Genomic DNA, 24,072 nt, shown 5'->3' on the forward strand with positions numbered 1-24,072 from the left:
AATAAGGAATATATCATGGCTGGATTATCAATTTGGCACGTACTTATTTTCGCAATTGTCGTTTTACTTTTGTTCGGTACGTCTAAGCTAAAAAATTTGGGTAAAGATGTTGGTGGTGCGGTTAAAGATTTTAAAAAATCAATTAAGGATGACGAAGACCAGAGCACATCTGCTCAATTAAAAGAACCACGCACGATTGAACATCAAACATCTCATGATTTGAACTCAACAGCGAAACATTAAAGGTAGGTAACAGTAATGCTGAATATTGGTATGGCTGAACTATTAATGTTTGGCATCATTGCATTGCTTGTTCTTGGACCTGAAAAGCTTCCTGAGGGTGCGCGATTTGCTGGTAAATGGTATGGCAAAATTAAGCGTATGGTCAGCAATGTACAAAATGATATTGATCGTGAACTAAGAATGTCTGAACTTAAAGAACAAATGCAGACTGAAATGAAGCGCATTCAAGAATTAGAAGAAAAAATGAAAGCGCAAATGCAGGAAATTGAAAAACACACAGTATTAAGCGATGAATATTTAAATCCACCTATCGATCAACAGGTTCTCTCTGAAACAAGATCTATTTATGTGTATTTAAGCGTTCAGCAAAGTACAGCAGTTCCTTTTAGAGGACACGCTACACCTAAGCAAAGTTTTATTCATATTCAAAATTCGGCGCAACACAATAAACCGTATGTAGTCTTAGCGGAGGCAGTATGAGTCACAATACTCTCCCAAATATCATCTCTTCAAATGAAGATAATCCTCAGCTTGAAGAAATGCCAATAACCAAGCATCTTATTATTTTAAGAAAATATTTATTTAGAATAGTTGGGGTCATTCTCGTTTTATTCTTTTGTTTATTACCATTTGCAAATCAAAGCTATCAAATGATGTCTGAGCCTCTTAGAGCTCAACTCCCAATAAATTCATCAATGATTGCAACGGATGTCACCGCGACATTTATGGCACCATTTAAGTTAAACTTCTTCGTTGCTCTAATGATCGCCATGCCATTTATCATTTATCAAATATGGGCTTTTGTCAGACCGGCGCTATATAAAAATGAGAAAGCTTTAGCTCTACCATTACTCATCGGAAGTATTACATTATTTTATGCGGGTGTTGCTTTTGCTTACTTTGTAGCCCTCCCTTCGATTTTACATTTTTTCATTAGCGTTGCACCTGAAACGGTAGCACCCATGACTGACATTAATAGCTATCTGAGTTTCTGTTTAAAGTTATTCTTGGTTTTTGGTTTAACTTTTGAAATTCCAATTGTGACTTTATTACTCATTTTGATTGGGGTAGTTACCACAGAACAATTGGTTGAAAAAAGACGTTTTATTATTGTAGGTTGTTTCTTCGTTTCTATGTTTGTGACGCCACCTGATGCACTATCGATGATTATGTTGGCGATACCAATGTGGATGTTATTTGAATTGGGGCTTTTCTTTGGAAAATTACTCGAAAATAGAAGAGCAAAGTCTACTATTTAATATCTTTCCGCTGTTTAATATAGGTGAGTATTAATACTCACCTTTTTCATATTCTTTAAATAAAAGCTTAATTCAACTGACATAAATCTATCACTTGATTGTCATGATTCCGCATTAAGTTGTTTGTGACGCTAAAAACTACCAAGCAAGATGCTAGGAACGAACATGACTGATTTAACACCTTTTAACGATGATTACGATAGCAATGATTCGGGGAATCCAGAATTTCACCATTTACTTGAAAAGCAAATTACGCGTAGAGATCTCATCAAGAAGACTGCTGGTGGTGCAGTAGCATTGACAGTAGCGGCTTCAGTCGCAGGCTGTAACAGTGACGACAATGACAATAACAACTCAAATCCTTCACTACCTGAATTCGACAAATCAAAAACGCCAACTGAACTAACATTTAAAGCGGTTGATAAAAATATTAAAAATGAATTCACAGTGCCTGAAGGATATGAAGCACGTGTTATTTATGCACTAGGAGACCCGCTTTTTGAAGGTATGCCTGAATGGGATGCAGATAATATTCCGAGTGGTGCTTCATTTACCATGCGTTCAGGTGAATGTCATGACGGTATGACATATTTCGGCATGAAAAATAGCCGTTATGATCAAAATGAGTCAAATGTAGGTTTACTGGTACTCAACCATGAATATGTAGATAACAAAGCAATTTTACATCCAGCGAATAATACCATTTCAGCGGATATTCGTTCTGAAGATGAAGCATTACGTGAAATCAACTGTCACGGCGTTTCAGTGATTGAAGTACAAAAAAATCCAACAACTCAACAAGTCACTCTAAATAAACGCTCTGTATTCAACCGTCGAATTACAGCTGCAACACCAATCGATTTCGCTGGTCCTGTAAAAGGGCATGAATTGGTGCAGACCAAGATCAGTCCAGAAGGCACATTTACATTAGGTACGATCAATAACTGTGGTAACGGTTATACGCCTTGGGGCACGTACTTAACCACCGAAGAAAACTTTAACCAATACTTTACTCGCGATGACAAAGATCGTTCTGAAAAGGATTTGGAGTCATTAAAACGTTATAAAATTGCTTCAAATAGTTCTTATAAGTGGCACACTGTTCAAGCACAACTATTCCCTCAAGATGTCTATGAGCGCTGGTTAACCAAAGTCTCTGCATCTTCTGCAACTCAAGATTTTAGAAACTCACCAAATACATTTGGTTGGATTGTTGAAATTGACCCATTTGATGGTCGTCAGCGCCCAGTAAAACGTACAGCTCTTGGACGTTTCGCTCATGAAGATTGCCGTGTGAGTCGTGCCATTCCTGGGCAACCACTAGCCTTCTATATGGGGGATGACTCTCAAGGCGAATATATCTATAAATTTGTTTCAGATGCGGTTTGGGACCCTAAAGATATCAACGGCGGTTATGCTGCTGGTGATAAATATATGAATAACGGTAAATTCTATGTTGCTAAATTTAACTTTAATGAAGCAACTCAAAAGACGTCTGGTGAGTGGATTGAACTCAATATCTCCAATCCATTAATTGCTAGTTATTCAAAATACAAATTTACAGATCAAGCTGATGTATTGGTAAATGCCCGTTTAGCAGGTGATGCAGTTGGTGCAACCAAAATGGATCGTCCAGAATGGGTTGCAGTAAACCCAGAGAATGGTGAGGTTTATGTCACCTTAACCAATAACTCATTACGTGGAAGTGAGCATACAATTGATGCTGCTAACCCTCGTAACTATGCTGATAATGATAAAGGTGGTACTCCTCGCGGGAATATCAACGGACATATTATTCGTTTCCGTGAAACTGGTGATACTGTTACAGCAAAAACATTTGTATGGGATATCTTCTTATTTGGCGCAGAAGAAGATTCACTTCCAGGTGTAAACCTATCTGGACTCACATCAGCAAATGATTTCTCAAGTCCAGATGGTCTATGGTTTGATCCACGTGGTGTCTTGTGGATACAAACTGATGATGGCGCTTATACAGATGAAACGAATTGCATGATGCTCGCTGCACTTCCAGGTCAAGTAAGTGATGGTAAAGTGACTTCTGCAAATGCTGGTTCAAATAATGCCACTCAACTTACTCCTGCTGGCGCACAGCTTGATGATTCAAAGTTACGTCGTTTTTTAACAGGTCCTTCAGGCTGTGAAATTACAGGTGTAACGATGACACCAGACTATAAAGCTATTTTTGTGAATGTTCAGCATCCTGGTGGTACTTGGCCTGCAAATCACAGCAATAGTATCAGCGGTGGTAAAGGTACACGTCCTCGCTCTGCGACGGTCGTGATTACTCGTAAAGATGGTGGCGAGATTGTTGGGGAAAGTCTAGAAAAGAAAGAAAACACTCCTGCTGCTTAATTCAAACATTGAAATAGAAAATGCCGACTACGATGTCGGCATTTTTTTTGAGAGATGCAAATCAATTTTGACTATGTGATTCTGATGCGTACCTTGCTGCGTTTTTTCAAGCCAAGTCCATTGATTTCTTTTCATCAATAAATAGTTTGAGCATCGTGTTCCATATATCGGGCTTCGTATAAAAGTAGAAGATAACAGCTGCTCCATTTCCACTGATATTCCTGTTTGAGGTAATAAATCTAAATCAATTTTTCTTTCATCTTGTAAGATATCCCAAACGGCGTACTCTAAATCATACGCTTTTTGAGCATTGGGATTTAATTGCAATAATGGTAAGAACTCTTGTGTAAAGCGTTTACGCAAATGTTTGGTTTTTTCCCATGGATCACTTAATACACCATTGGAAACCACATATACACCTTTGGCAAGAACTTGTGGAGATTCACCACGATTACTCATATAAACCGCTTGATCAGAGGTTCCGATAAAAAGGTTAAATCCAGCGTAATCACATTGCTTTTTTTCTAATTCTTGGGCAAATCGGATCGGTGCTAATTCAGACTCCAGATATTGCTGAATGATATGTCCTCTTGAAGTTAGATATTCCTTCTTATCATTTGCATCACGGTAATTTGTCACAAGTGCCCAACGCCCTGCAGCAGTAATCCCCATCCATGTCCCACCAGATTGTAAATCTTGACCTGCAATAATTGGGCTATTTTCCCACTTATGAATTTGTGAAGCAGGTCGGTGATAAAACTCATCCCGATTTGAAATTAAGCATAATGGTGTTTCATCCAACACTTGCCATGCGATTGCTACAATACACATCGTTGCATCCTTAGAACTTTACACATTGAATGTACAACATTTTTTCAGTCTTTCCGTTAGAATCGACACAAAACATAATATAAAGGAAAAGCAATGCTGACCTATCCTTCTATTGACCCAGTGGCAATATCTGTGGGTCCATTACAAGTTCACTGGTATGGACTCATGTATCTACTCGCATTTTTATTTGCGTGGGGCTTGGCAACATTCCGTGCTAAGCAACGAGGATGGACACCAGACATGGTCTCTGATCTCATCTTTTACGGTGCATTAGGTGTCGTGATTGGTGGTCGAGTAGGCTATGTGTTCTTTTATGGTTTTGATCAATTCCTTGCAAATCCGATATGGTTATTCCAAGTTTGGACAGGTGGCATGAGCTTCCATGGCGGCTTCTTAGGTGTCATGTTTGCCATGTTATTGTGGTGTAAAAAATACAAAATGACTTGGTTCCAAACACTGGATTTTATTGCCCCATGTGTTCCAACAGGTCTGATGTTTGGTCGTATTGGCAACTTTATTGGCGGCGAACTTTATGGCCGACAAGTCACAGATCCAAATTTCGCATTGGGTATGATTTTCCCTACAGATCCTTTACAACTCGTACGACATCCATCCCAACTTTACCAAGCACTCTGTGAGGGTTTGATTCTTTTTATTGTTCTGTGGTGGTTTAGTTCTAAACCTCGTCCACGCATGGCTGTTTCTGCTCTATTCTTAATTGGATATGGTATCGCTCGCTTCACAGTTGAATTCTTCCGTGAGCCAGATAATGGTCAATTATTTATCGGATGGATGAGCAAAGGACAATTCCTTACAGTTCCAATGATTCTCATCGGCCTATGGATGCTTTGGTATGCCTACCAAAAGAAAGTATATGACTGGGGTCCTCTACAAAATAATGGCAAATAAGTAAATCATGCCCTCAAAGGTGAACATCTTGTTCACCTTTTTTTGTGCTAGAGTTTTGACTTATTTACTTTGATTCAGATTACTATGCTCGAGTTTTGGTTTGATCCTAAAGTTTCAATACAGCACAAAGCTTTATTTTTTATTTTGATCGCGAGTGCTACCGCTACGTTATATTGGATGCAACCGCTTAACTTTGATGCCATCTTAATGTTTGTGGGCACAGGTATCGTTTTTCTTATTTGCCGTTACTGTAAAATTCATTTCGCTTCACACCATCCAACAGGGTTGATGTACCGATTATTTACTTGGATTCCTATCGCTCTGCTACTTGCCTTGATTTTCATGCATGCAAAAGATGGAGAAATTCTTTTACCTGGCGTTCAAGGATTAGGATTTATGGCTTTATCTATTTGCTTATTTTCCCCACTGTCTCTACTTCATCAACATCAGCATTAAGACTTCATTATGTTAAATTTCTGGTATTCGGAACGATGCACACGCAGGCTTAAATTGATCATTTGTATATCAACGTGTGTAGTGATTCTGTTGACAGCTGAAATTAAAAAACTTGATTTTCTATCGACACTAATGAGCTTATGTTTAGGCTTAAGTCTACACATTATTCATCATGTTTTGATCCAATCTAAGCGTCTAAAGCATCAGCTGAAAGCATATTATGCTTTTAGTCCTTTCATCTTGATTGTATTTTTTATCTTCATGCTTTCAGCGCTGAACTTTCAAAATAGCAGAGAGTTTTTTGCACTTTTTGTACAACTCATGGGTTATAGCGCAGTGGGATTATTCGTAGTGAGTTTATATGCATCTCGTACACCCCGCTGAATTTCAAAACTACTAAGCAAATGAAAATAAATATAAATTAATCGCACTCACTTAACGCTTTGCTACAGAACAGTATTATTTCTACTCCAAAACTGTGCCTATACTCAAAGGATGTATCTAATTTAGATTAAATGGAGTACATCATAATGAGTCAAAATTTAACGACCGTATCTAACTTCCAACTTGAACGCTATTTAGGTACTTGGTATGAGATTGCACGGTTACCAATGAAGCATCAACCTGAAGACAGTACGGATATTTCGGCAGTCTATACCTTAAACAGCGATGGAACTGTACGTGTTCAAAATCGTTGTCTTGATGGCAACAAAGAACTGGATGAGTCTATTGGCGAAGCCACAGTCGTAGATGCTGCACATGGCAAATTAGAAGTCAGCTTTTTGCCTGAAGGATTTCGTTGGATTCCATTCACTAAAGGTGACTATTGGGTACTTAAGATCGATGAAAATTATCAAACTGCTTTAGTCGGTGAACCTAATCAAAAATATCTTTGGATTCTGCACCGTGAACCTGTGTTAAATGAATCTATCAAACAAGCGTATCTTGCATATGCTCAATCCATTGGTTATGACCTAAGCGATTTAATTCATACTGTACATACAGGACACAAAACTACTTAAGCCCTAAAATTTTGAGTTAAATGAGAGCACCCTAAAGGGTGCTTTCTTATTTCTTTAATTACTCGCTTTCAAAGATTCTATTCCGTAAGGAAGATATTAAAAAGCATGCTTCTTTAGTATAAACTGATGCCAATGAAATTTTTGGCATTGGTTTATTCTTCAAATGCCACATTCAAATCGATCAGGAAATTTATGAAAGCGTATTTAGACCTACTACAACATATCCTCGACAATGGCGGTGATAAAGGTGACCGTACTGGTACAGGTACTCGTTCTGTATTTGGTCATCAAATGCGCTTTGATCTTTCTAAAGGTTTTCCTCTACTGACCACAAAGAAAGTTCACTTCCGTTCAATCGTGGTTGAATTACTTTGGTTCCTTAAAGGTGATACCAATGTTAAATATCTCCAAGATCATAAAGTTACAATTTGGGATGAATGGTCGACAGCTGAGCAGACTGCTCGTTTTGGACGTCCTGAAGGAGAGCTAGGTCCAGTATATGGACACCAATGGCGTAACTTTGGTGCAACTAAAAAAGACGATGGTTTATACGAGCAAGATGGTTTCGATCAAATCAAATGGTTAATTAATGAAATTAAAACCAATCCAAACTCCCGTCGTTTAATCGTATCAGGTTGGAACCCAAAAGAAGCTGGACAAGTGGCACTCCCTCCTTGTCACACGCTTTTCCAGTTTTTTGTTCAGGATGGAAAATTATCATGTCAGCTTTATCAACGTAGTGCTGATGTTTTTCTTGGCGTTCCATTTAATATTGCAAGTTATGCACTTCTCACCCATATGATTGCGCAAGTCTGTGATCTAGAAGTCGGTGATTTTGTTTGGACAGGTGGTGATACTCATCTTTACGCCAATCATTTCGAGCAAGCACAACTTCAATTAACACGTGAACCACTTCCATTGTGCCAACTCAAACTGAATCCCGAAATTAAAGATATTTTTGATTTCAAATTTGAAGATATTGAAATCGTAAATTACGAATCGCATCCTGCAATTAAAGCACCTGTTGCGGTTTGATTTTAACTAATGTCTTTTGGGATCACAGTTGATACTAATCGTGATCCAACTTTACATTTCCCTCTTTAACTCATATTCGCTGGAAGAATAATCATGGCATTTCAAGGTTTAGAAGTCGTACACGTCGTTGCAATGGATCAGCAACGTTGTATTGGCAAAGGAAATGATTTGCCATGGCATATTTCAGCTGATCTCAAACATTTTAAAGAAATTACCCAAGGTGGTGTTGTGGTGATGGGACGTAAAACACTTGAGTCTATGGGTAGAACGCTTCCTAAACGTGTAAATTGGGTCATTACACGAGATACGTCATGGCAATTTGAAGGAACAAAAATCGCGCATACAATCGAGAGTGCACTTGAGCAGGCAGTCCATGATGTAAAAGCTTCAGAAAAGCCTGGATCTATTTTTATCATAGGTGGTGGAGAAATTTTTAGCCAAACGATCTCTATTGCGGATCGCTTAGAACTCACGCATCTTGAATTAGACGTTCAAGGTGATGCTCATTATCCCGAGATTCCACCTGAATTTAAAAAAGTGGCATCAGAGCAACATATTGATGACAAAACAAATATTGCATTTGAGTTCGCAACCTACCAAAAATAAAGCTTTCTAACATATAGCCAATAATAATGCATAACATCGGTAAAAGAGAGTTTATTCTTGCACTTGCAAAGGGAGCTTTTCACTCCCTATTTAGTTTATTTGTCATCTTCTCTTCGATTTGGTTATGTATGGCCTTATGGGTTCAAGAGCCATTTGGCTGGTTAGTCAGTCGTATTATCATTGGCTTTTGGGGCGCTTTTGCCTTAAGTGTTTTAGGCATATATGCAACACAACATTTTTTTAGCCGTAGTAAAGATGTCGTCTTATACATTGTCTTTTTTGCGTTCAGTTTAGTTTGGTATTTTAGCATCCCTGCCAAACAAGACCGTGAGTGGAATCCTGAAGTCGCAAGAATTCTCAATTATGAACGTCAAGGTGATTGGGTCACTTTACACAATGTGCGTAATTTTGCATGGAATGAAGACGGAACCTATCAAGAACGCTGGGATACACGTCAGATTGATTTGAATCAAATCAGTGGCATTAACATCATTACTTCATATTGGATGGGACCACAAATCGCCCACACTTTAGTCAGCTTTGATTTCAAAAACTCTAAACCATTGACCTTTTCGATTGAAATTCGCAAAGAAAAAGATGAAGAGTTCTCTGCTATTGGTGGTTTTTTTAGAAAGTACGAAGTCAGTTTAGTTGCTGCTGACGAGAAAGACATTATTTATACACGTAGCAATGTACGTAATGAGCAGGTCTATTTTTTCCCAATCAACATGGAAGCTGCTGAAATGAAAGCTTTATTTGAGGAATATTTAGAGCAAGCAGATCAACTTAATCAAGAACCAAAATGGTATAACACCTTGACCAGTAACTGCACCACTTTGGTTTTTGATATGGTTCAAGCGATTTCCAAACATGAACTGCCAGTGGACTACAGATTATTAGCCTCAGGTTATTTACCTAATTATCTGTATGACTTGGGGGCATTACAACATCATTGGGATATCAAAACATGGTACAACAAGGCACATGTCAACCCAAGAACAGACCAATTTAATCAATTTAAATATCAAAGTAGTGAAAATTATTCAAAATTGATTCGTCTGGGTCTCCCTCAGAGTCAGCCAGAGCTTGCACCTTAGCGTATCAGTTGATATACATAAAATTGACTTGAATTTAATTTATATTAGAAAGAAATAACACAGGGGCATTTCATATGTTAAAACAACTTTTAGCCGTATCCGTTATAGGCTCAGCATTACTTTTTACAGCATGTACCACAACACCATCTGCTGAAAAGCAGCAACAAGCACTTAATCAATTGCAAAATAAAACTTGGATTTTGACACATATCGGCGCAACAGAATTTAAAACCGACCCTACTGCACACAATGTTCCAAGTATTCAATTTGATGCAGCATCTAGTCGTTTGAGTGGTGCAGATGGTTGTAACCGTTTTATGGGTGCATATAGCATTAAAGCTGACAAAATTAGCTTGAGTGAAGTTGCGACTACACAAATGATGTGCGTGAATACTCAAGAACTTGCAAATCGCTATAATGCTGCCTTGGCAAAAGTCGCGGCATTCCAAGTCTATGACAAAACGCTTCGCCTACTCGATGAGAATGGTAATCCAGTATTGCAGTATGAGTCTGCAATACAACCGCGTTAACAGTTAAGCAACCATTTCACTGGTTGCTTTTTTCATTCTACCCCCCATTATTTCAGTCATTGCAACTCAATAAGGTGAATCCCATGCAACAAGCTTTGCTCGGTGGCGGATGCTTCTGGTGTGTTGAAGCAGTTTTCCTTCAACTCAAAGGTGTCACTAAAGTCGTGAGTGGTTATGCGGGTGGGTATACGGCCAATCCAAGCTATGAGGACATTTGCAAAGGAGACACCCATCACGCGGAAGTGGTTTTAGTGGATTTTGATGAAAGTCAAATTAGCTTTGCTCAATTGCTTGATGTATTTTTTGCAACACATGATCCAACCACACTCAATCGCCAAGGTAATGATATAGGTACGCAATATCGCTCTGTCATTTATTATTTTGATGAAGAACAGCGCCAGATTGCAGAGAAAGCGATTCGACAGTTAAAAGCAGAAGGTTTAGATATTGTTACAGAACTAAGCTCAGTACCGACCTTCTACCCTGCTGAAGAATATCATCAAAATTTCTTTGCTCGTAACCCGACTCAAGGCTACTGCAATTTTAGTATCCCACCAAAACTTTTAAAGCTGCGCTCTAAATTTGAAGGTTTACTCAAAGACTAATACAGGTTTAAAAAAAGCGACCTTATGGTCGCTTTTCTCATGTTAATCAGTTAATTATCTGTGGCAAAGGCAATGTCAGCAAGCCCGGCTTCGCTTGCACGTGACATCACTTGAGCAACAGTATCATAACGTGATTCTTTATCTGCTTTAAGAATAATCGTCGGTTGTTGTGCTGAACCACCGGCATCGTTAAATCTTTTTTGCAATTCATCTAAGCTGATAATTTCTGAATCCCATGCAATCTCACCCTGTGAGTTAATGCTTACTTGAATCGATTCAGGTGGTGGATCAATGATATCCGCTGTCGTTTTTGGTAAAGTTAATGGAATTGATGGGTTAGCAACGGTCGCTGTCACCAAGAAGATGATCATCAAAACCAACATAATGTCAATTAACGGGATGAGGTTCATCTCCGTCATGCCTGTATCGTTGTCTTCACCCAATTGAAAAGCCATTAAGCTTGACCTCCAACGTAACTTTCTTGAGTCACTTTCACTTCAACTTTTTGCGCAGAAGAATCTTGTTGCAGCATCGTGTCGATTAACAGACTGTGAGCATGATCTTGTAGTTCATTACTTAATGTACGATTAAAGCGAATACAAATGTTGTATGCGATCACTGCTGGAATAGCAACTGCCAAACCAATACCAGTCATAATCAGGGCTTCACCTACAGGGGTTGCAACTTGTGCAAGTCCTGCTTGACCGCTTTTACCTACTGCAACCAATGCATGGAAGATTCCCCATACTGTACCAAATAGCCCTACAAATGGTGCAAGTGAGGCAATTGTTCCGAGTACAGCAACACCTTTTTCAGCAGATGCTTTTTCCAAAGCAATCTGACGCAATAAAGCTTGCTCAGCAACAGCTTTACGTTGTTCAAATCCCAAAGGAGCGAGTTTTGCTTTCAATCCTGCTAATGCTTTAGAGAGTTGAGCATAAGCAACTTCTTTCAGTTGACGTGTTCCTATCACACGTAAAACGACAATTGTCCATGTCGCAATAGACATTGCGAGTAAAACGAAATAAAGCGTCTTACTGACTGCATCAGCATGTTGCCAATAAACTGAAAAGTTCATACTCGAACTCCTAATAAAAGTTAGCCGTTAGAATTCAACTTAAGTTCAAATGGTTGTTCCGCTCTAAACGGATAAGCCACACCATTTTCCTTATAAGGTCTGAATTTTGCATTACGCACTGAGCGTAAAATCTTTTGATCAAGCGAATCAATTCCACTTGATTTTGTGATTCTGGCATTCACTACATTACCGTTAGTGTCCGCTTCAATCGATACTACAACAGTACGATCAGAACCTTGTAAATCTCGGTTGGTATATGATGGCTTCGGTGTACGAGACCATGATATTTGCCCAATACTTAAATTCTTTGGTGTATTCCGTGCTTGCTGCTCACGACGTTCTTGTTCGCGTCTTTCATTTTCCAAGCGCTCACGTTCTTGTTGCTCACGTAGCTGTTGGTCACGCAATGCTTGCTCACGTCGCTGCTGTTCAAGCAACTCACGATTTTTACGTTCTTGCTCTAAACGCTGTTGTTCCTGCTTTTGCTTTTCTAATTTATCTTCTTGAACAATTGCTTTTTGTTCGACAGGTTTAGGCTTTTCAGCAATGACTTTGGGTTTAACCACAGGAGGTGGTTCAACGACTTTAGGTTCTGGTTTTGGTTGAACTTGAGGTTTCACAGGTTCAACAGGAGGTGGCGGCGGTGGCGCATCCTCTTTAATCTGAACAAAACGAACCTTAATTGGGTCTTTATCAATAGGTTTTAATTCAGGTGTTTTCATCTGACTCACGGCAAATAAAACACCAATATGCCCGATCACCACTGCAATGAGCGAAGTAAGCACTTTCTTTTTCATTGAGATTGGATTTTGCATCATAGGAATGGAAGATGGGCTCATTAAAATTTATGACCTGATATACATTGACGCTGTCTTCAGAAGGAAGATTTCAATCAAACTTATCGGTTAGTACAATTAAAGTACGCCAATAATAAATGAGAAGTGTTTTCATTTGCAACTATTAATTCTGCAGTTTTGATGAGTTTTTTTGATCATCAATAAAAAAGGCATGCTCACGCATGCCTTAATAAATCAGTGATATTTAATTAAAAATTACTGGAATACCACAGTTTTATTACCATCAACAATGATACGGTCTTCTAAATGCCACTTAACAGCACGCGCCAAGACATTACGCTCAACGTCTTGACCTAATTCACGTAATTGATCAACTGTAAAATCATGGCTGACACGCTCAACATCTTGTTCAATAATCGGACCTTGATCCAAATCAGCTGTCACATAATGCGCTGTTGCACCAATCAGTTTTACTCCTTTTTCATACGCTTGCTTATAAGGGTTAGCACCCACAAAAGCTGGAAGGAAAGAATGATGAATGTTGATCACTTTCATTTCCCACTTAGAGACGAACTCTTCATCAAGAATCTGCATATAACGTGCGAGTACAAGCAAATCATTACCTTGCATTAACTCATCAATTTTTGCATATGCTTCGCGCTTGTTCTCTTTATTGACAGGCACAACTTCAAAAGGAATACCGAAGTTTTCCACAGACTCACGTAGATCTTCATGATTCGACACAACCTTAGTGATTTCACAAGGTAATCCACCACGTGCATGACGCCATAAAAGCTCAAGCAAGGCATGATCGACCTTCGATACCAAAATACCGACTTTCTTTACATCTGACACTAAAGCTAGACGCCAATGCATGTTGTAACGTTCAGCTACGTTTGTGGCGAAAGTTTGTAGAATATTTTCCTTACGGCTTTGCAAATTGTCGAGTTCAAACTCAACACGCATGAAATAACGCCCGCCCTGAGCTTCTGTTGCATATTGATCAAGCGCAGTGATGTTTGCCCCTTGATGATACAAAAAGCTCGATACAGCCTGCACGATTCCTGGTTTATCTTCGCAAGTAATCAGTAAACGTGCTGTGTTAGCAGTTGTCATATTCATGATGATTTATATCACTTAACAGTTAAATTGAAAAACAGCCGCGTATTCTAACTCTTTTTTTAATGCTTTCAAATTATCTTTGCTGAAATCAATCTTCTCGATCAGCAGAAAGACTGGCAAATAATTCAGATGTTCCCAACGTTTCAAGCAAACGCTCATAAGTCTGACGACTTTCACCACGTAAATAAGGACCTTCAAGAAACACCATTTGACGCAGTGCCTGCCAAACCCACTTTTCATCTAAATGGTTGGAATCTTTTAAATGACCAGACATATAGAGAAAGTTCGTCCAATTGGTTAGGACAATCCATAGGTTGATGATCAACGCTTCAATTTCAGACTCTGTCATTTGCATGAGACCTGCATTGACGAAGGCTCTGTAAATCTTTTGACCTTGTTGCATCACTTTACCTGCGAAACGCGGGTAAATTTTTCTAAAGTCATCATTATTTTCGGTTAAATGATATACATCACGATGCAGAAAACGATAGGCCCATAACTGACTACTGAGTACTTGAAAGTATCGGATTTTATCATTGGCATTTACATCACGGTCTTCTGGCAATGCTAGCAGCTCTAAAGTTGCATGCTGATATTGCTCCATCAACTCTTTAATGATCTCTTGCTTGTTACGAAAGTGATAATAGAGATTACCAGGGCTAATACCTAACTCTGCTGCGATATGGTTAGTTGTGACAGATCGCTCTCCACGTTCGTTAAAGAGTTGCAAACTAATTTGCAAGATTCGGTCTTTGGTTTTTAACGTTTTGGAATGCGACATCCTAATACCATCTATAACAAGAATAATGACGTTTAGCCCAAGCTAACATAAAAGTGACTTGACTTTTAGAGTATTTACTCTAAAAATAAAAATCACATCAACCCTTACATTAGTGGTACTGGTCATGAACAGTCAAACAAAAACAAATTTAATGACGACTGAAGCATCGGAAGTTCAGCATTTACATGATCTTCTAGCGCTTCAGAAAGCAGCCTATCGACGTTATCCGAACCCGACAGCAAAACAGCGTATTGAACGTTTGGCTCGTCTTAAAGCAGTTTTGATTAAATATCAGGACCAAATTGCAGAAGCAATTAGCCAAGATTATGGTAATCGTTCGGTTTCTGAAACGAAAATTGGTGAACTACTCACTTCACTCGAACAAATCAAATATTACAGCAAACATTTAACAGAGTGGATGAAGCCTTCTAAACGCCATATCGGTATTTTACATCAACCTGCAAAAGGTTGGGTTCAGTATCAACCTTTAGGTGTTGTCGGTATCATTTCCCCTTGGAACTACCCTTTATTATTGGCGATTAGCCCATTAGTATGTGCATTGGCAGCGGGCAACCATGCCATGATTAAAGTTTCAAGCACCTCTCGTAACTTTGGCTATGTATTACAAAATGCTTTATCTGAAGCGTTCCCACAAGAGTTAGTTGCCGTTGTTACAGGTGGTGGCGTAATCTCTGACACATTCAGTCATCTTGCATTTGATAAATTAGTCTTCACAGGCTCTACCAATGTTGGTAAGACTGTAATGAAAGCAGCATCTGAAAACTTAGTTCCAGTTATTCTAGAACTTGGTGGTAAATCACCAGTTATCGTGCACCCTTCAATTGACTTAAAGGATGTCGCGGAGCGTGTTGCATTCGGTAAATTGTGGAATGCGGGTCAAACTTGTGTCGCACCAGATTATATTTTCCTACCACGTGGTAAAACTTCAGAGTTTATTCACCAGTTTGAAACCGTTGCGAAAACGATGTATCCAACATTACGTGACAACCAAGATTACACCTCTATAGTGAGCGATAAGCAAAATAAACGCTTACAAGGTTACTTAGAAGATGCGATTCAAAATGGTGCTCAAGTCACTGAAATTAACCCATTAAAAGAAGAACTTGCTTCTGTACGTAAAATAGCGCCAACCCTTCTGACCAATATCAGCCCTGATATGGAAATTATGAAGAACGAAATCTTTGGTCCAATTTTACCAATCTTAGAATATGATCAAATAGACGAAGTTATCGAGTTTATTAATGACCGACCACGTCCACTTGCATTATACTATTTCGACTTTAACGATGCTCGAGCAGAATACGTTTCGCAACGTACTCACTCTGGACACTTTGGTCAAAACGCTGTTGTTACTCATGTTGCACAAGATGATCTACCTTTCGGTGGCGTTGGTGCATCTGGTATGGGCAGATACCATGGTCCCGAAGGCTTCTTCAGTTTATCAAATGAACGCTCAGTCATGTCTATTCCAAAGCTATTCAGCTTGAAATACGTACTGCCTCCGTTTAATAGACCGATCCCTAGTCTTATCCGTAAAGCCTTTCTTCGTTAAATGATCAAGGCATGATCTATCACAACAGGTCATGCCCTGTTTTTATCAATTTCGCTTGTCTTTTAAGCGTATTTTTGATATAAAACGCCCCTTGAATGAATTCAATCCGTTTTATTTTGACTGGCCATACAGGTTTGCTGTTGGCTAAATCAATGGAGTTACACCATGTCTAAGGTTTGCCAAGTTACCGGCAAGCGTCCAGTCGTTGGTAACAACGTCTCACACGCCAACAACAAAACTAAGCGCCGGTTCGAGCCGAACCTGCACCACCACCGTTTTTGGTTAGAAAGCGAAAAACGTTTCGTACGTCTTCGTCTAACTACTAAAGGTATGCGTATTATCGACAAATTGGGCATCGAAAAGGTTGTTGCTGACCTACGTGCTCAAGGTCAAAAGATCTAAGGAGCAACGAAAATGCGTGATAAGATTCGCCTAGTTTCTTCTGCTGGTACAGGTTATTTCTATACCACTACTAAGAACAAACGTACTATGCCGGAAAAAATGGAAATCAAAAAATTTGATCCAAAAATCCGTCAACACGTAATCTTCAAAGAAGCTAAAATCAAATAATTTTAGTTCTTTAAAAAAATACGACCCATTGGGTCGTTTTTTTTGCCTTTTTTTTCTTCAGGTTGTTAAAATTTAATCTCAGTTTGGCATTTTTTATGCTTATACAGCTCAAAAGCCAATTCATAATTTATAAATATTTAAGGGGTGATTAGTGCCACATGATGTAGATTTAATTATATTGCTTGCGGTTGGTTTTGGCTTAGCCCTTATTTTTGGCTTTATCGCCGCACGTTTACGTCTACCCCCTCTCGTTGGCTATCTCATTGCCGGCATTATTATTAGCCCTAAAACCCCCGGTATCGTCGCCGATATCACACTAGCCAATCAACTCGCAGAACTCGGCGTCATGTTTTTGATGTTCGGTGTCGGGATGCACTTTTCACTGAAAGATTTAATGCAAGTTCGGCGTATTGCTGTCCCTGGTGCAATTTTACAAATCACAGTGGCTACCATCCTCGGGATTGGCGTCTCTATGCTATGGGGATGGAGTTTTGGGTCAGCATTGGTGTTTGGCTTAAGCTTATCTTGTGCGAGTACTGTGGTACTCCTGAAAGCTTTGGGTGACCGAGGCTTATTGGATTCAGTCAATGGAAAAATTGCTGTGGGATGGCTACTCGTCGAAGACCTAGTTATGGTGCTCGCTTTAGTTTTATTACCCGCTACAGCCGTACTCCTCGGCGGAACAGCACTCGAAGGCGCCAATCCAGATCAAAATGTCTTTGTGACTTTAGGAATAACCTTACTTAAAGTTACGGGCTTTATCGCCTTTATGCTGATTATAGGTAAGCGCCTCATTCCTAAAATTATTCAGTTTGTCGTACGCTTAGGTTCTCGCGAGCTATTTACATTGACTGTGGTTGCAGCAGCCGTATCCATTGCCTATGGTTCGTATGCAGTTTTTGGCGTTTCAATGGCATTAGGTGCATTCTTTGCTGGGATGGTGGTTAAAGAGTCTGACTTCAGTCATCGTGCTGAAGAAGAAACGTTACCACTGCGTGAGATATTCTCCATCCTATTCTTCGTCTCTGTCGGAATGTTGTTTGACCCAACAATTATCGTTGAAGAACCACTTCATATTCTGGCTGTGATTGGCATTATTATGATCGGAAAAACATTGGCAGCAATGGCGCTGGTTTTGTTCTTCCGCTATCCATTAAATACCGCACTTACAGTAGGTGCCTCACTCGCTCAAATCGGTGAGTTCTCCTTTATCTTGGCAACACTCGGTCTATCTATAGGATTATTAACCCCTGAAGCTCAAAACTTGATTTTAGCCGGGGCATTATTTTCTATTTCGCTCAATTCTGTTTTATTTTCAGCCATTGAACCCGTACAGAAATGGATTCGTGAGCGCTCGCATTTGGCTCGTTTGCTTGAGCGTAGTGGTGATCCATTGGCGATGTTACCTGACGAGGTCTCACAGGACTACCTGCGCGATCAAGTGGTCATGGTCGGTCATGGAGAAGTTGGACGTCGCTTAACAAAAACACTGATGGAAAATAACATCAAAGTGGTGATTGCTGAAGAAAATCGAGAAATTGTTGAAAAACTACGTGCAAAAGATATTGCTGCAGTATCAGGTTCAGCAACAGAACCGGGCGTATTAATTCAAGCGCATATACAACATGCGAGGCTTTTAATTATCTCGCCGATGGATATTTTAGATATTCATAAGATTGTAGATACTGCCAAACTTCTGAATCCACAGATTCAAGTTTTGATCTGTGCGGAAAGTAAAGAAGAAGCTGAAGCAATACGTGCAGATGAAATTGGTGAAGTGTATTACGCGAAGGAAGAAATGGCGAAGAACATGAGTAATCATATTCTAAATCAAATTGAAATCGCACATCATCATGCACCATCTCACTAAGTAAAATAAAAACCGCGCTATTTGCGCGGTTTTTTTTTAGCTATAAAACTGTGGTTTTTCATCTACGACTTCCGCATGCCATTCATTCGATTGTTTTTCGAGAAGTGCAAATAACGCAGCCTGAATCATGTGTTGGGCAATCAAAGGCATATGATCACCTAATAAAGCTTTCACTTCATCATTAAATTGAATTTTCACAAGTGGCTCATCTTCAGATGCAGCGTGACGAAGCGCTAACTCGCCATTCTCAAGTTGCACCAATTCTAAAATTGCTTCTTGTGTTCCGAATAATTCTTTCAATTGCTCTATAGACATATACCCTCCATGATTCACATGGTGGCAAAATGCTGAATGCACTTTGCATTGCTTAGACTATTTTATATAAGTTCTAAAATTTATATTTCAAGTCTAATCGTTTAAAACTGTCATGATTACAATTAAAACTCAACCATTTCGTTACGAAAACCGTCAATAAGATGGGTTAAGTCACGATGCCACTCTCGAAGAATTTGAGTGTCTGGCAACCACGCTTGAGGTGTCTGCGTGACTTTAATAATAAGATTTGAAGAAGTCTCATCCTCAGGTTCTGGTGCACTTGGTTCAGGTGCATACTGGCACATACGATAAGCGCGCTTTAGTTCTGCAATAAAACCATCCTTTGCAAGATGCTGTAAAACGGTGATTTCTGGAGAAACTTGCCCTTTAGCGGCCATATGCTCTTCAATAGATTTTAATGTAGGTGAAAAATCATTTAAACGGTAATAACGAACCAACTCTTGCAAAAATGCCAAAACCGCTCCATGCAAATGAAAGACTGCCGCTTCACGATGGGCTTGAGCTTGTTGAATATGATCTGCCTGTTCTGCTTGCTGACATGATAGACGGGCAAAATAGAGTTTTTGATTAGTGCGATCTGCATGAAAACGAGCAACACGAGACATGAAAACTTCCTAGCAACATTTATGTCATACAACTTAAATGTTGGCGCCATATCACGCAATGCTTTTAAGAAAAAAATAAAGATTAATTTTAGATCAACAAGATTGATTGAAAGCTTGATGATTAATGCATACTGCTTAAAAAAAAAGCCAGCCAAATGCATGGCTGACCCTTTCGAATGAATCTAAGGTTATATTAGCGAACAATACCCTTAAAAATTCCTAATGGATTATAAGTCCCATCGCCTTTTTCATTGTCATAATGAAATTTGACCTGATCTTGATCACCACCTAACAGTGTTCCAGCCTTGTAAAGACCTTCTGAAATCGCAAGGAAGCCAACATCAATTGCTTGATGAACTGTACCAACACCAGGAATTAGGCTCAGTGGCTTCCAAATTGGAGCTTGAACATTCAATGTGCTCGAAAATAAGTTTGATGCGTTTTGAAGCGTGTCACCGATTAACGTACCTGCACCTGATACGATTTCTGTTTCTAGATGATTTAATTCTTGAATAGACATTTTTATAACCTTTTGGGGTTTTATAATGGAGCTTTTATACTACACACTTCACTCAAACTTATTCAATCTATTATTAAGATATACTTCACAATAATTTGTATATAAATGTGATTTTAAGTGTATATTTTTAATAAAAATATTAATATATAACAGAAATACATTTCAAAAATATGTCAATTCTTCAAAGTACAAAAGTCGGTCAAAAAAGCTAAAAAAGATTCATATTTATTAGTGAAATTAAATAAAATATCAAATGAAAAGGAGCAATAACTGCTCCTACTTTATTTAGACATCAAGTTATGCTTCTGGCTTTTCGTCTGCAGCTTTTACTCGAATACCTGCACCTTTAACTTTACGGGTGTTCAGCCCCTTAATTGCTTTCACAGCTTCACGACCATGTGGCATTTCAACAAAGGCAAATCCTTTCGATTTGCCTGTTGCAGCATCTAATACCAATGTACATGAGTCTACTGTTCCAAACTGCTGAAATAACTCCAGAATCTCAGCTTCAGTAATGCTGCGCTCTAAGTTACGAACTAAAATTTTCATGAAAAAACCTTAAGAAGATAGGCAAAAAAACCAAAAAGTACGCGCCTACTCTACTTTTTGTATGAAACAATCTAGATAGTTTAATCGAGATCAATCCCAAAATCTAAATTAATCGACTGTCGCTCAATCAAAGCACTCTTAACCGTTTGCTGCCTGGTTTTATAATGTGTTTCACTTGTACACAAATGTCTTGAAAGATCATTAAGAAAATAGCTTTCAACTTTTCGTCCTTGCTCATCGACTTGTTCCCTTGCCCACGTCACCAAATTTTGCTTAGTTAAAATCAATTCATTTTGTGCACGGGTAAGTGCTACATAAAGCACACGGCGTTCTTCTTCAACTTCATCAAAATCCCCTTGAGCTCTTGCATGTGGATACTGACCAGGTGTCACATTCGCCACGTAACAAACTTTTTGTTCAGTTCCTTTAGCAGAATGTATCGTGATCAAGGTAACAACATCAGTATCTGACTGGCGTTCGATTTCACTGATTGAAACTGGATCAAGCACGTAGGCTTCTAAAAACTCACTTAACTGAGTATGTTTTGAAGCTAACTGTTTCACCAACTCAAAGTCTCCTTGACGACGCCCCCAATCCTTTTTGTAATTTTCACTCAACTGAATTTCTATTGCCTGAATTGCCAAGCTTACGCAAGCTTTAACTTCAGTCTTTAACACATTCAACTGCTTCATAATGAGTAGAGCCTCAGCAGGAATACGTCCAAATTTTTCTAGTTTTTCCGCAATGACGTCATCTTGAGGGTCCTGTAACAACTGTTGCGCTAAACGGCTTGCGCCAACATCACCGACCCCATCCCAAAGCGTCAAAAACCGCATCCATGCAATATCGTCTGAAGGATTGGCAATGACCCGTAGTAAACTCAGTAAATCCTTAACATGCGCAGTTTCAAGAAGTTTCATACCACCAATAAACCGATATGGGACATTGGCTGCAATGAAAGCTGCTTCAATATGACGAGCTGCAAAGCTTGAACGTACCAGAACCATATGATCGCGCCAAGGACTTCCCTCAAGTAAATGTCGCTCTTTAATATCTATGGCAATCCATTTTGCTTCATCAAACTCATTCGGGAAAATATGAATTTTAGGCTTTATGCCTGTACCTCGATACGCATTTAAGCGCTTGTCATATTTAATCTCACTTTGATCAAGCAACCAATTTGATAAATCTAAAATTTCTTGAGTAGATCGGTAGTTTTTTTCTAATTTAAAGATCTGTGCTGCTGGCACACGCTCTTTAAAATGATGAATGTTTTCGAAATCTGCGCCACGAAAACCATAAATCGATTGAGCATCATCCCCGACACAAAACAAACTTACTCGATCCTTTAAAGGCTCTAATAGCGCCCATTGCAATGGATTGGTGTCTTGCATTTCATCCACAAGCATATGTCTGCAAATCGAGGCCACATAATCGACTAGACCCTCAGACTGTGCTAAAGCTGATGCCACGATCGCAAGAATATCGTCATAATCAAGAAAGCTACGTGCCTGCTTTCGAGTTTCATATTCTTTCATGATTTCTGCAATCAGGTCTTTCATTGCTAAGAATTCAGGCATTTGCTTTTCTATGGCAACACTTAGCTTTTGACGCGTATTTCTAGCATATGAATACAGATCACATAATTCAGCAGGCTTCGGGAGCTGATTGGGATTCTTCTTATCATCTTTACCACGTATCAAACGAAACATCATGAGTTGATCATCACGATCAATAATTGAGAATTGCGCTAAGCCGAAAGCTTTTGGTATACGTCGCAGTAAGTACATACAAAAAGTATGGAATGTGGATGCTCGTAATCCTTTTGCTTGTTCACCGAGTGCCAATTCGACACGCGCCACGATTTCACTGGCAGCACGACGCGTAAACGTCAAAATTTGAATTTGATTGGCGGGTATACCTTGATCAATGAGATAAGCAGCACGTGCCACAATCGTTTTGGTTTTACCACAGCCCGCACCCGCCAACACCAAACTATGTAAGGCTTCTGTGGTTGCAGCTTGTTTTTGTTGAGGATTTAATTCATCAATCAGGCTGTCTAAACTCATCGCTACTCATCAATTTTACAATAACAATAGTTTAACAGAGCTAGATTTAGAAAATACAAACACGCTTCAGTTTTAAACCTCAAAGCCCACTTACATAGAGAATTAGATATACTGCCTTACGATATTTTGTACCGTTAAATCTAAATTCTGAACTGCATTTTTCAAGGATTCTGACAAACTTTGATCCGGTGGATTAATACTATAGATGTGATGAAATCCTTGTTCGTACAATGGTTCTACCCCTTCACCAACTCTACCAGCGAATGCAAATACAGGCTTATTCTGCTGATGCGCAACTTGAGCAACACCAAATGGGGTTTTACCAAATTGAGTCTGAGCATCAATTTTACCTTCACCCGTAAATACATAATCAGCTTGCGCAATTTTTTCAGCCAATCGAGTTTCCTCAATGATTAATTCAGCACCCGATCGAATATCTGCGCCTGTAAATGCCATCAATCCAAATCCCAAACCACCTGCTGCACCAGCACCAGATCGATGACGTAAATCGACTAAAAGCTGCTGCTCTACCACCCCTGCAAAGTGCAATAAATTATGATCCAATACTTGCACCATTTCAGGTGTAGCCCCTTTTTGCGGACCAAAAATATACGATGCGCCAAGTGGACCACATAATGGATTGTTTACATCTGAAGCGATAACAATATCTGTTTTAGTCAATCTTGGGTCGAGTTGTGACACATCAATGGAATCGATTTGGTTTAAGTTTCCACCTGTTGGCTCAAATGCTTCATGATATTGATTAATAAATTTCACGCCCAAAGCATGTGCCATACCAGCACCACCATCATTGGTCACACTCCCACCCAATCCGATGATGATCTTTTTCACACCGAATTCAAGAGCTGCGGCAATCAGTTGCCCTGTTCCTACAGTATTAGTGAACAAAGGATTTCTTAAATGAGGTGGTATGAGATGAATGCCATTGGCTTTCGCCATTTCAATGACTGCTGTTTGTCCCTGATCAATTAATCCAAAATGAGTCATGACACGCTGATTAGCGAATGGGCCTTGTGCTTCGCACGCGATTTTTAATCCTGATTTTGCCATGACCAATGCATCAATGGTTCCTTCACCACCATCTGCCATTGGATTCAAAATACATTGTGCATCGGGTAAGACTTTATGGATGGCATTTTTCATAATCATGCATACCTGCTCAGCAGGCATGCTTTCTTTGAAAGAGTCGGGAGCAAGTAATATTGATAACATCTA

Annotated in this window: 29 protein-coding genes; 17 read left to right on the top strand and 12 right to left on the bottom strand. The window is 39.2% G+C overall.

Annotation, left to right across the window (positions count from 1 at the left end; genetic code table 11):
- The first annotated feature begins 15 nt into the window (after positions 1-15).
- From tatA to AC1M83_RS07690, 4 genes are all read left to right on the top strand, one after another.
- Positions 16-243 (top strand): Sec-independent protein translocase subunit TatA, encoded by a 228-nt coding sequence (gene tatA / locus AC1M83_RS07675; RefSeq protein ID WP_035266725.1) that lies wholly within the window; start codon positions 16-18, stop codon positions 241-243.
- 15 nt (positions 244-258) lie between these two features.
- On the top strand, positions 259-723 hold the full coding sequence (tatB, locus tag AC1M83_RS07680) for a Sec-independent protein translocase protein TatB (RefSeq protein WP_051586559.1): 465 nt from the start codon (positions 259-261) through the stop codon (positions 721-723).
- Entirely contained in the window at positions 720-1,502 is a 783-nt protein-coding gene (gene tatC / locus AC1M83_RS07685; protein WP_481590371.1) for a twin-arginine translocase subunit TatC, read from the top strand. Before tatB ends, tatC begins: the two co-directional genes overlap by 4 nt.
- Before the next feature lie 165 nt (positions 1,503-1,667).
- Entirely contained in the window at positions 1,668-3,875 is a 2,208-nt protein-coding gene (locus AC1M83_RS07690) for a PhoX family protein (protein WP_481588677.1), read from the top strand.
- A 27-nt stretch (positions 3,876-3,902) separates the two neighbouring features.
- On the opposite strand, the gene AC1M83_RS07695 is transcribed toward AC1M83_RS07690, so the two are convergent.
- Entirely contained in the window at positions 3,903-4,706 is an 804-nt protein-coding gene (locus tag AC1M83_RS07695; RefSeq protein WP_481590372.1) for an NRDE family protein, read from the bottom strand.
- Between the two features lie 93 nt (positions 4,707-4,799).
- On the opposite strand from AC1M83_RS07695, the gene lgt reads away from it, so the two are divergent.
- The 9 genes from lgt to msrA all read left to right on the top strand — a co-directional run bounded on the left by lgt (position 4,800) and on the right by msrA (position 10,966).
- On the top strand, positions 4,800-5,615 hold the full coding sequence (gene lgt / locus AC1M83_RS07700) for a prolipoprotein diacylglyceryl transferase (RefSeq protein ID WP_481590373.1): 816 nt from the start codon (positions 4,800-4,802) through the stop codon (positions 5,613-5,615).
- Between the two features lie 84 nt (positions 5,616-5,699).
- Positions 5,700-6,071, top strand: a complete 372-nt coding sequence (locus tag AC1M83_RS07705) for a hypothetical protein (RefSeq protein WP_180028342.1) — start codon at positions 5,700-5,702, stop codon at positions 6,069-6,071.
- A 132-nt stretch (positions 6,072-6,203) separates the two neighbouring features.
- Positions 6,204-6,455, top strand: a complete 252-nt coding sequence (locus AC1M83_RS07710; protein WP_179998671.1) for a hypothetical protein — start codon at positions 6,204-6,206, stop codon at positions 6,453-6,455.
- Positions 6,456-6,601: 146 nt separating this feature from the next.
- Positions 6,602-7,093 (top strand): lipocalin family protein, encoded by a 492-nt coding sequence (locus tag AC1M83_RS07715; RefSeq protein WP_481588674.1) that lies wholly within the window; start codon positions 6,602-6,604, stop codon positions 7,091-7,093.
- Positions 7,094-7,285: 192 nt separating this feature from the next.
- Complete coding sequence (thyA, locus tag AC1M83_RS07720) at positions 7,286-8,128, top strand: thymidylate synthase (protein ID WP_481588673.1); 843 nt, start codon at positions 7,286-7,288, stop codon at positions 8,126-8,128.
- A 93-nt stretch (positions 8,129-8,221) separates the two neighbouring features.
- Complete coding sequence (locus AC1M83_RS07725; protein ID WP_481590374.1) at positions 8,222-8,734, top strand: dihydrofolate reductase; 513 nt, start codon at positions 8,222-8,224, stop codon at positions 8,732-8,734.
- A 26-nt stretch (positions 8,735-8,760) separates the two neighbouring features.
- The gene (locus AC1M83_RS07730) at positions 8,761-9,831 is read left to right on the top strand and encodes an Lnb N-terminal periplasmic domain-containing protein (RefSeq protein WP_481588672.1); all 1,071 of its coding nucleotides are present in this window, start codon (positions 8,761-8,763) and stop codon (positions 9,829-9,831) included.
- A gap of 74 nt (positions 9,832-9,905) precedes the next feature.
- Entirely contained in the window at positions 9,906-10,361 is a 456-nt protein-coding gene (locus AC1M83_RS07735; RefSeq protein WP_035266743.1) for an META domain-containing protein, read from the top strand.
- Between the two features lie 83 nt (positions 10,362-10,444).
- Positions 10,445-10,966, top strand: a complete 522-nt coding sequence (gene msrA, locus AC1M83_RS07740; protein ID WP_481590375.1) for a peptide-methionine (S)-S-oxide reductase MsrA — start codon at positions 10,445-10,447, stop codon at positions 10,964-10,966.
- Positions 10,967-11,016: 50 nt separating this feature from the next.
- Here msrA and AC1M83_RS07745 read toward each other — a convergent pair whose 3' ends face one another.
- The 5 genes from AC1M83_RS07745 to AC1M83_RS07765 all read right to left on the bottom strand — a co-directional run bounded on the left by AC1M83_RS07745 (position 11,017) and on the right by AC1M83_RS07765 (position 14,744).
- Positions 11,017-11,421: an ExbD/TolR family protein gene (locus tag AC1M83_RS07745; RefSeq protein ID WP_035266746.1), complete on the bottom strand. Its 405-nt coding sequence runs from the start codon at positions 11,419-11,421 to the stop codon at positions 11,017-11,019.
- On the bottom strand, positions 11,421-12,044 hold the full coding sequence (locus AC1M83_RS07750) for a MotA/TolQ/ExbB proton channel family protein (RefSeq protein ID WP_481590376.1): 624 nt from the start codon (positions 12,042-12,044) through the stop codon (positions 11,421-11,423). The genes AC1M83_RS07745 and AC1M83_RS07750 overlap by 1 nt, the downstream gene beginning before the upstream one ends.
- Positions 12,045-12,064: 20 nt before the next feature.
- Positions 12,065-12,883, bottom strand: a complete 819-nt coding sequence (locus tag AC1M83_RS07755; RefSeq protein ID WP_035266750.1) for an energy transducer TonB — start codon at positions 12,881-12,883, stop codon at positions 12,065-12,067.
- A gap of 213 nt (positions 12,884-13,096) precedes the next feature.
- Entirely contained in the window at positions 13,097-13,963 is an 867-nt protein-coding gene (gene purU, locus AC1M83_RS07760) for a formyltetrahydrofolate deformylase (RefSeq protein WP_092766746.1), read from the bottom strand.
- Positions 13,964-14,051: 88 nt separating this feature from the next.
- Positions 14,052-14,744, bottom strand: coding sequence for a TetR/AcrR family transcriptional regulator (locus AC1M83_RS07765; RefSeq protein ID WP_035266753.1), 693 nt, complete (start codon positions 14,742-14,744; stop codon positions 14,052-14,054).
- 124 nt (positions 14,745-14,868) lie between these two features.
- Here AC1M83_RS07765 and AC1M83_RS07770 point away from each other — a divergent pair, with 124 nt between their 5' ends.
- The 4 genes from AC1M83_RS07770 (at position 14,869) to AC1M83_RS07785 (ending at position 18,757) form a co-directional block, all read left to right on the top strand.
- Positions 14,869-16,317 (top strand): coniferyl aldehyde dehydrogenase, encoded by a 1,449-nt coding sequence (locus AC1M83_RS07770; RefSeq protein WP_035266754.1) that lies wholly within the window; start codon positions 14,869-14,871, stop codon positions 16,315-16,317.
- A 165-nt stretch (positions 16,318-16,482) separates the two neighbouring features.
- Positions 16,483-16,719 carry a 50S ribosomal protein L28 gene (gene rpmB / locus AC1M83_RS07775; protein WP_000048256.1) on the top strand — a complete coding sequence of 79 codons (237 nt, stop codon included), beginning with the start codon at positions 16,483-16,485 and terminating at the stop codon, positions 16,717-16,719.
- Positions 16,720-16,731: 12 nt separating this feature from the next.
- The gene (rpmG, locus tag AC1M83_RS07780; RefSeq protein WP_001205031.1) at positions 16,732-16,887 is read left to right on the top strand and encodes a 50S ribosomal protein L33; all 156 of its coding nucleotides are present in this window, start codon (positions 16,732-16,734) and stop codon (positions 16,885-16,887) included.
- Positions 16,888-17,038: 151 nt separating this feature from the next.
- On the top strand, positions 17,039-18,757 hold the full coding sequence (locus AC1M83_RS07785) for a cation:proton antiporter (RefSeq protein ID WP_481590377.1): 1,719 nt from the start codon (positions 17,039-17,041) through the stop codon (positions 18,755-18,757).
- 36 nt (positions 18,758-18,793) lie between these two features.
- Here the strand turns inward: AC1M83_RS07785 and AC1M83_RS07790 are convergent, their stop codons facing one another.
- From AC1M83_RS07790 to AC1M83_RS07815, 6 genes are all read right to left on the bottom strand, one after another.
- Positions 18,794-19,072, bottom strand: coding sequence for a hypothetical protein (locus AC1M83_RS07790; protein WP_035266758.1), 279 nt, complete (start codon positions 19,070-19,072; stop codon positions 18,794-18,796).
- A 122-nt stretch (positions 19,073-19,194) separates the two neighbouring features.
- Positions 19,195-19,698 (bottom strand): DUF6586 family protein, encoded by a 504-nt coding sequence (locus tag AC1M83_RS07795; protein ID WP_481590378.1) that lies wholly within the window; start codon positions 19,696-19,698, stop codon positions 19,195-19,197.
- A 193-nt stretch (positions 19,699-19,891) separates the two neighbouring features.
- On the bottom strand, positions 19,892-20,218 hold the full coding sequence (locus AC1M83_RS07800; protein WP_035266764.1) for a hypothetical protein: 327 nt from the start codon (positions 20,216-20,218) through the stop codon (positions 19,892-19,894).
- Positions 20,219-20,515: 297 nt separating this feature from the next.
- On the bottom strand, positions 20,516-20,767 hold the full coding sequence (locus AC1M83_RS07805) for an RNA recognition motif domain-containing protein (protein ID WP_035266766.1): 252 nt from the start codon (positions 20,765-20,767) through the stop codon (positions 20,516-20,518).
- An 80-nt stretch (positions 20,768-20,847) separates the two neighbouring features.
- Positions 20,848-22,836 carry an ATP-dependent helicase gene (locus AC1M83_RS07810; RefSeq protein ID WP_481590379.1) on the bottom strand — a complete coding sequence of 663 codons (1,989 nt, stop codon included), beginning with the start codon at positions 22,834-22,836 and terminating at the stop codon, positions 20,848-20,850.
- Positions 22,837-22,938: 102 nt separating this feature from the next.
- Positions 22,939-24,069 (bottom strand): glycerate kinase family protein, encoded by a 1,131-nt coding sequence (locus tag AC1M83_RS07815; protein WP_481590380.1) that lies wholly within the window; start codon positions 24,067-24,069, stop codon positions 22,939-22,941.
- Between the last annotated feature and the right edge of the window lie 3 nt (positions 24,070-24,072).

It is taken from the genome of Acinetobacter sp. 25-47-130 (genome assembly GCF_056779705.1).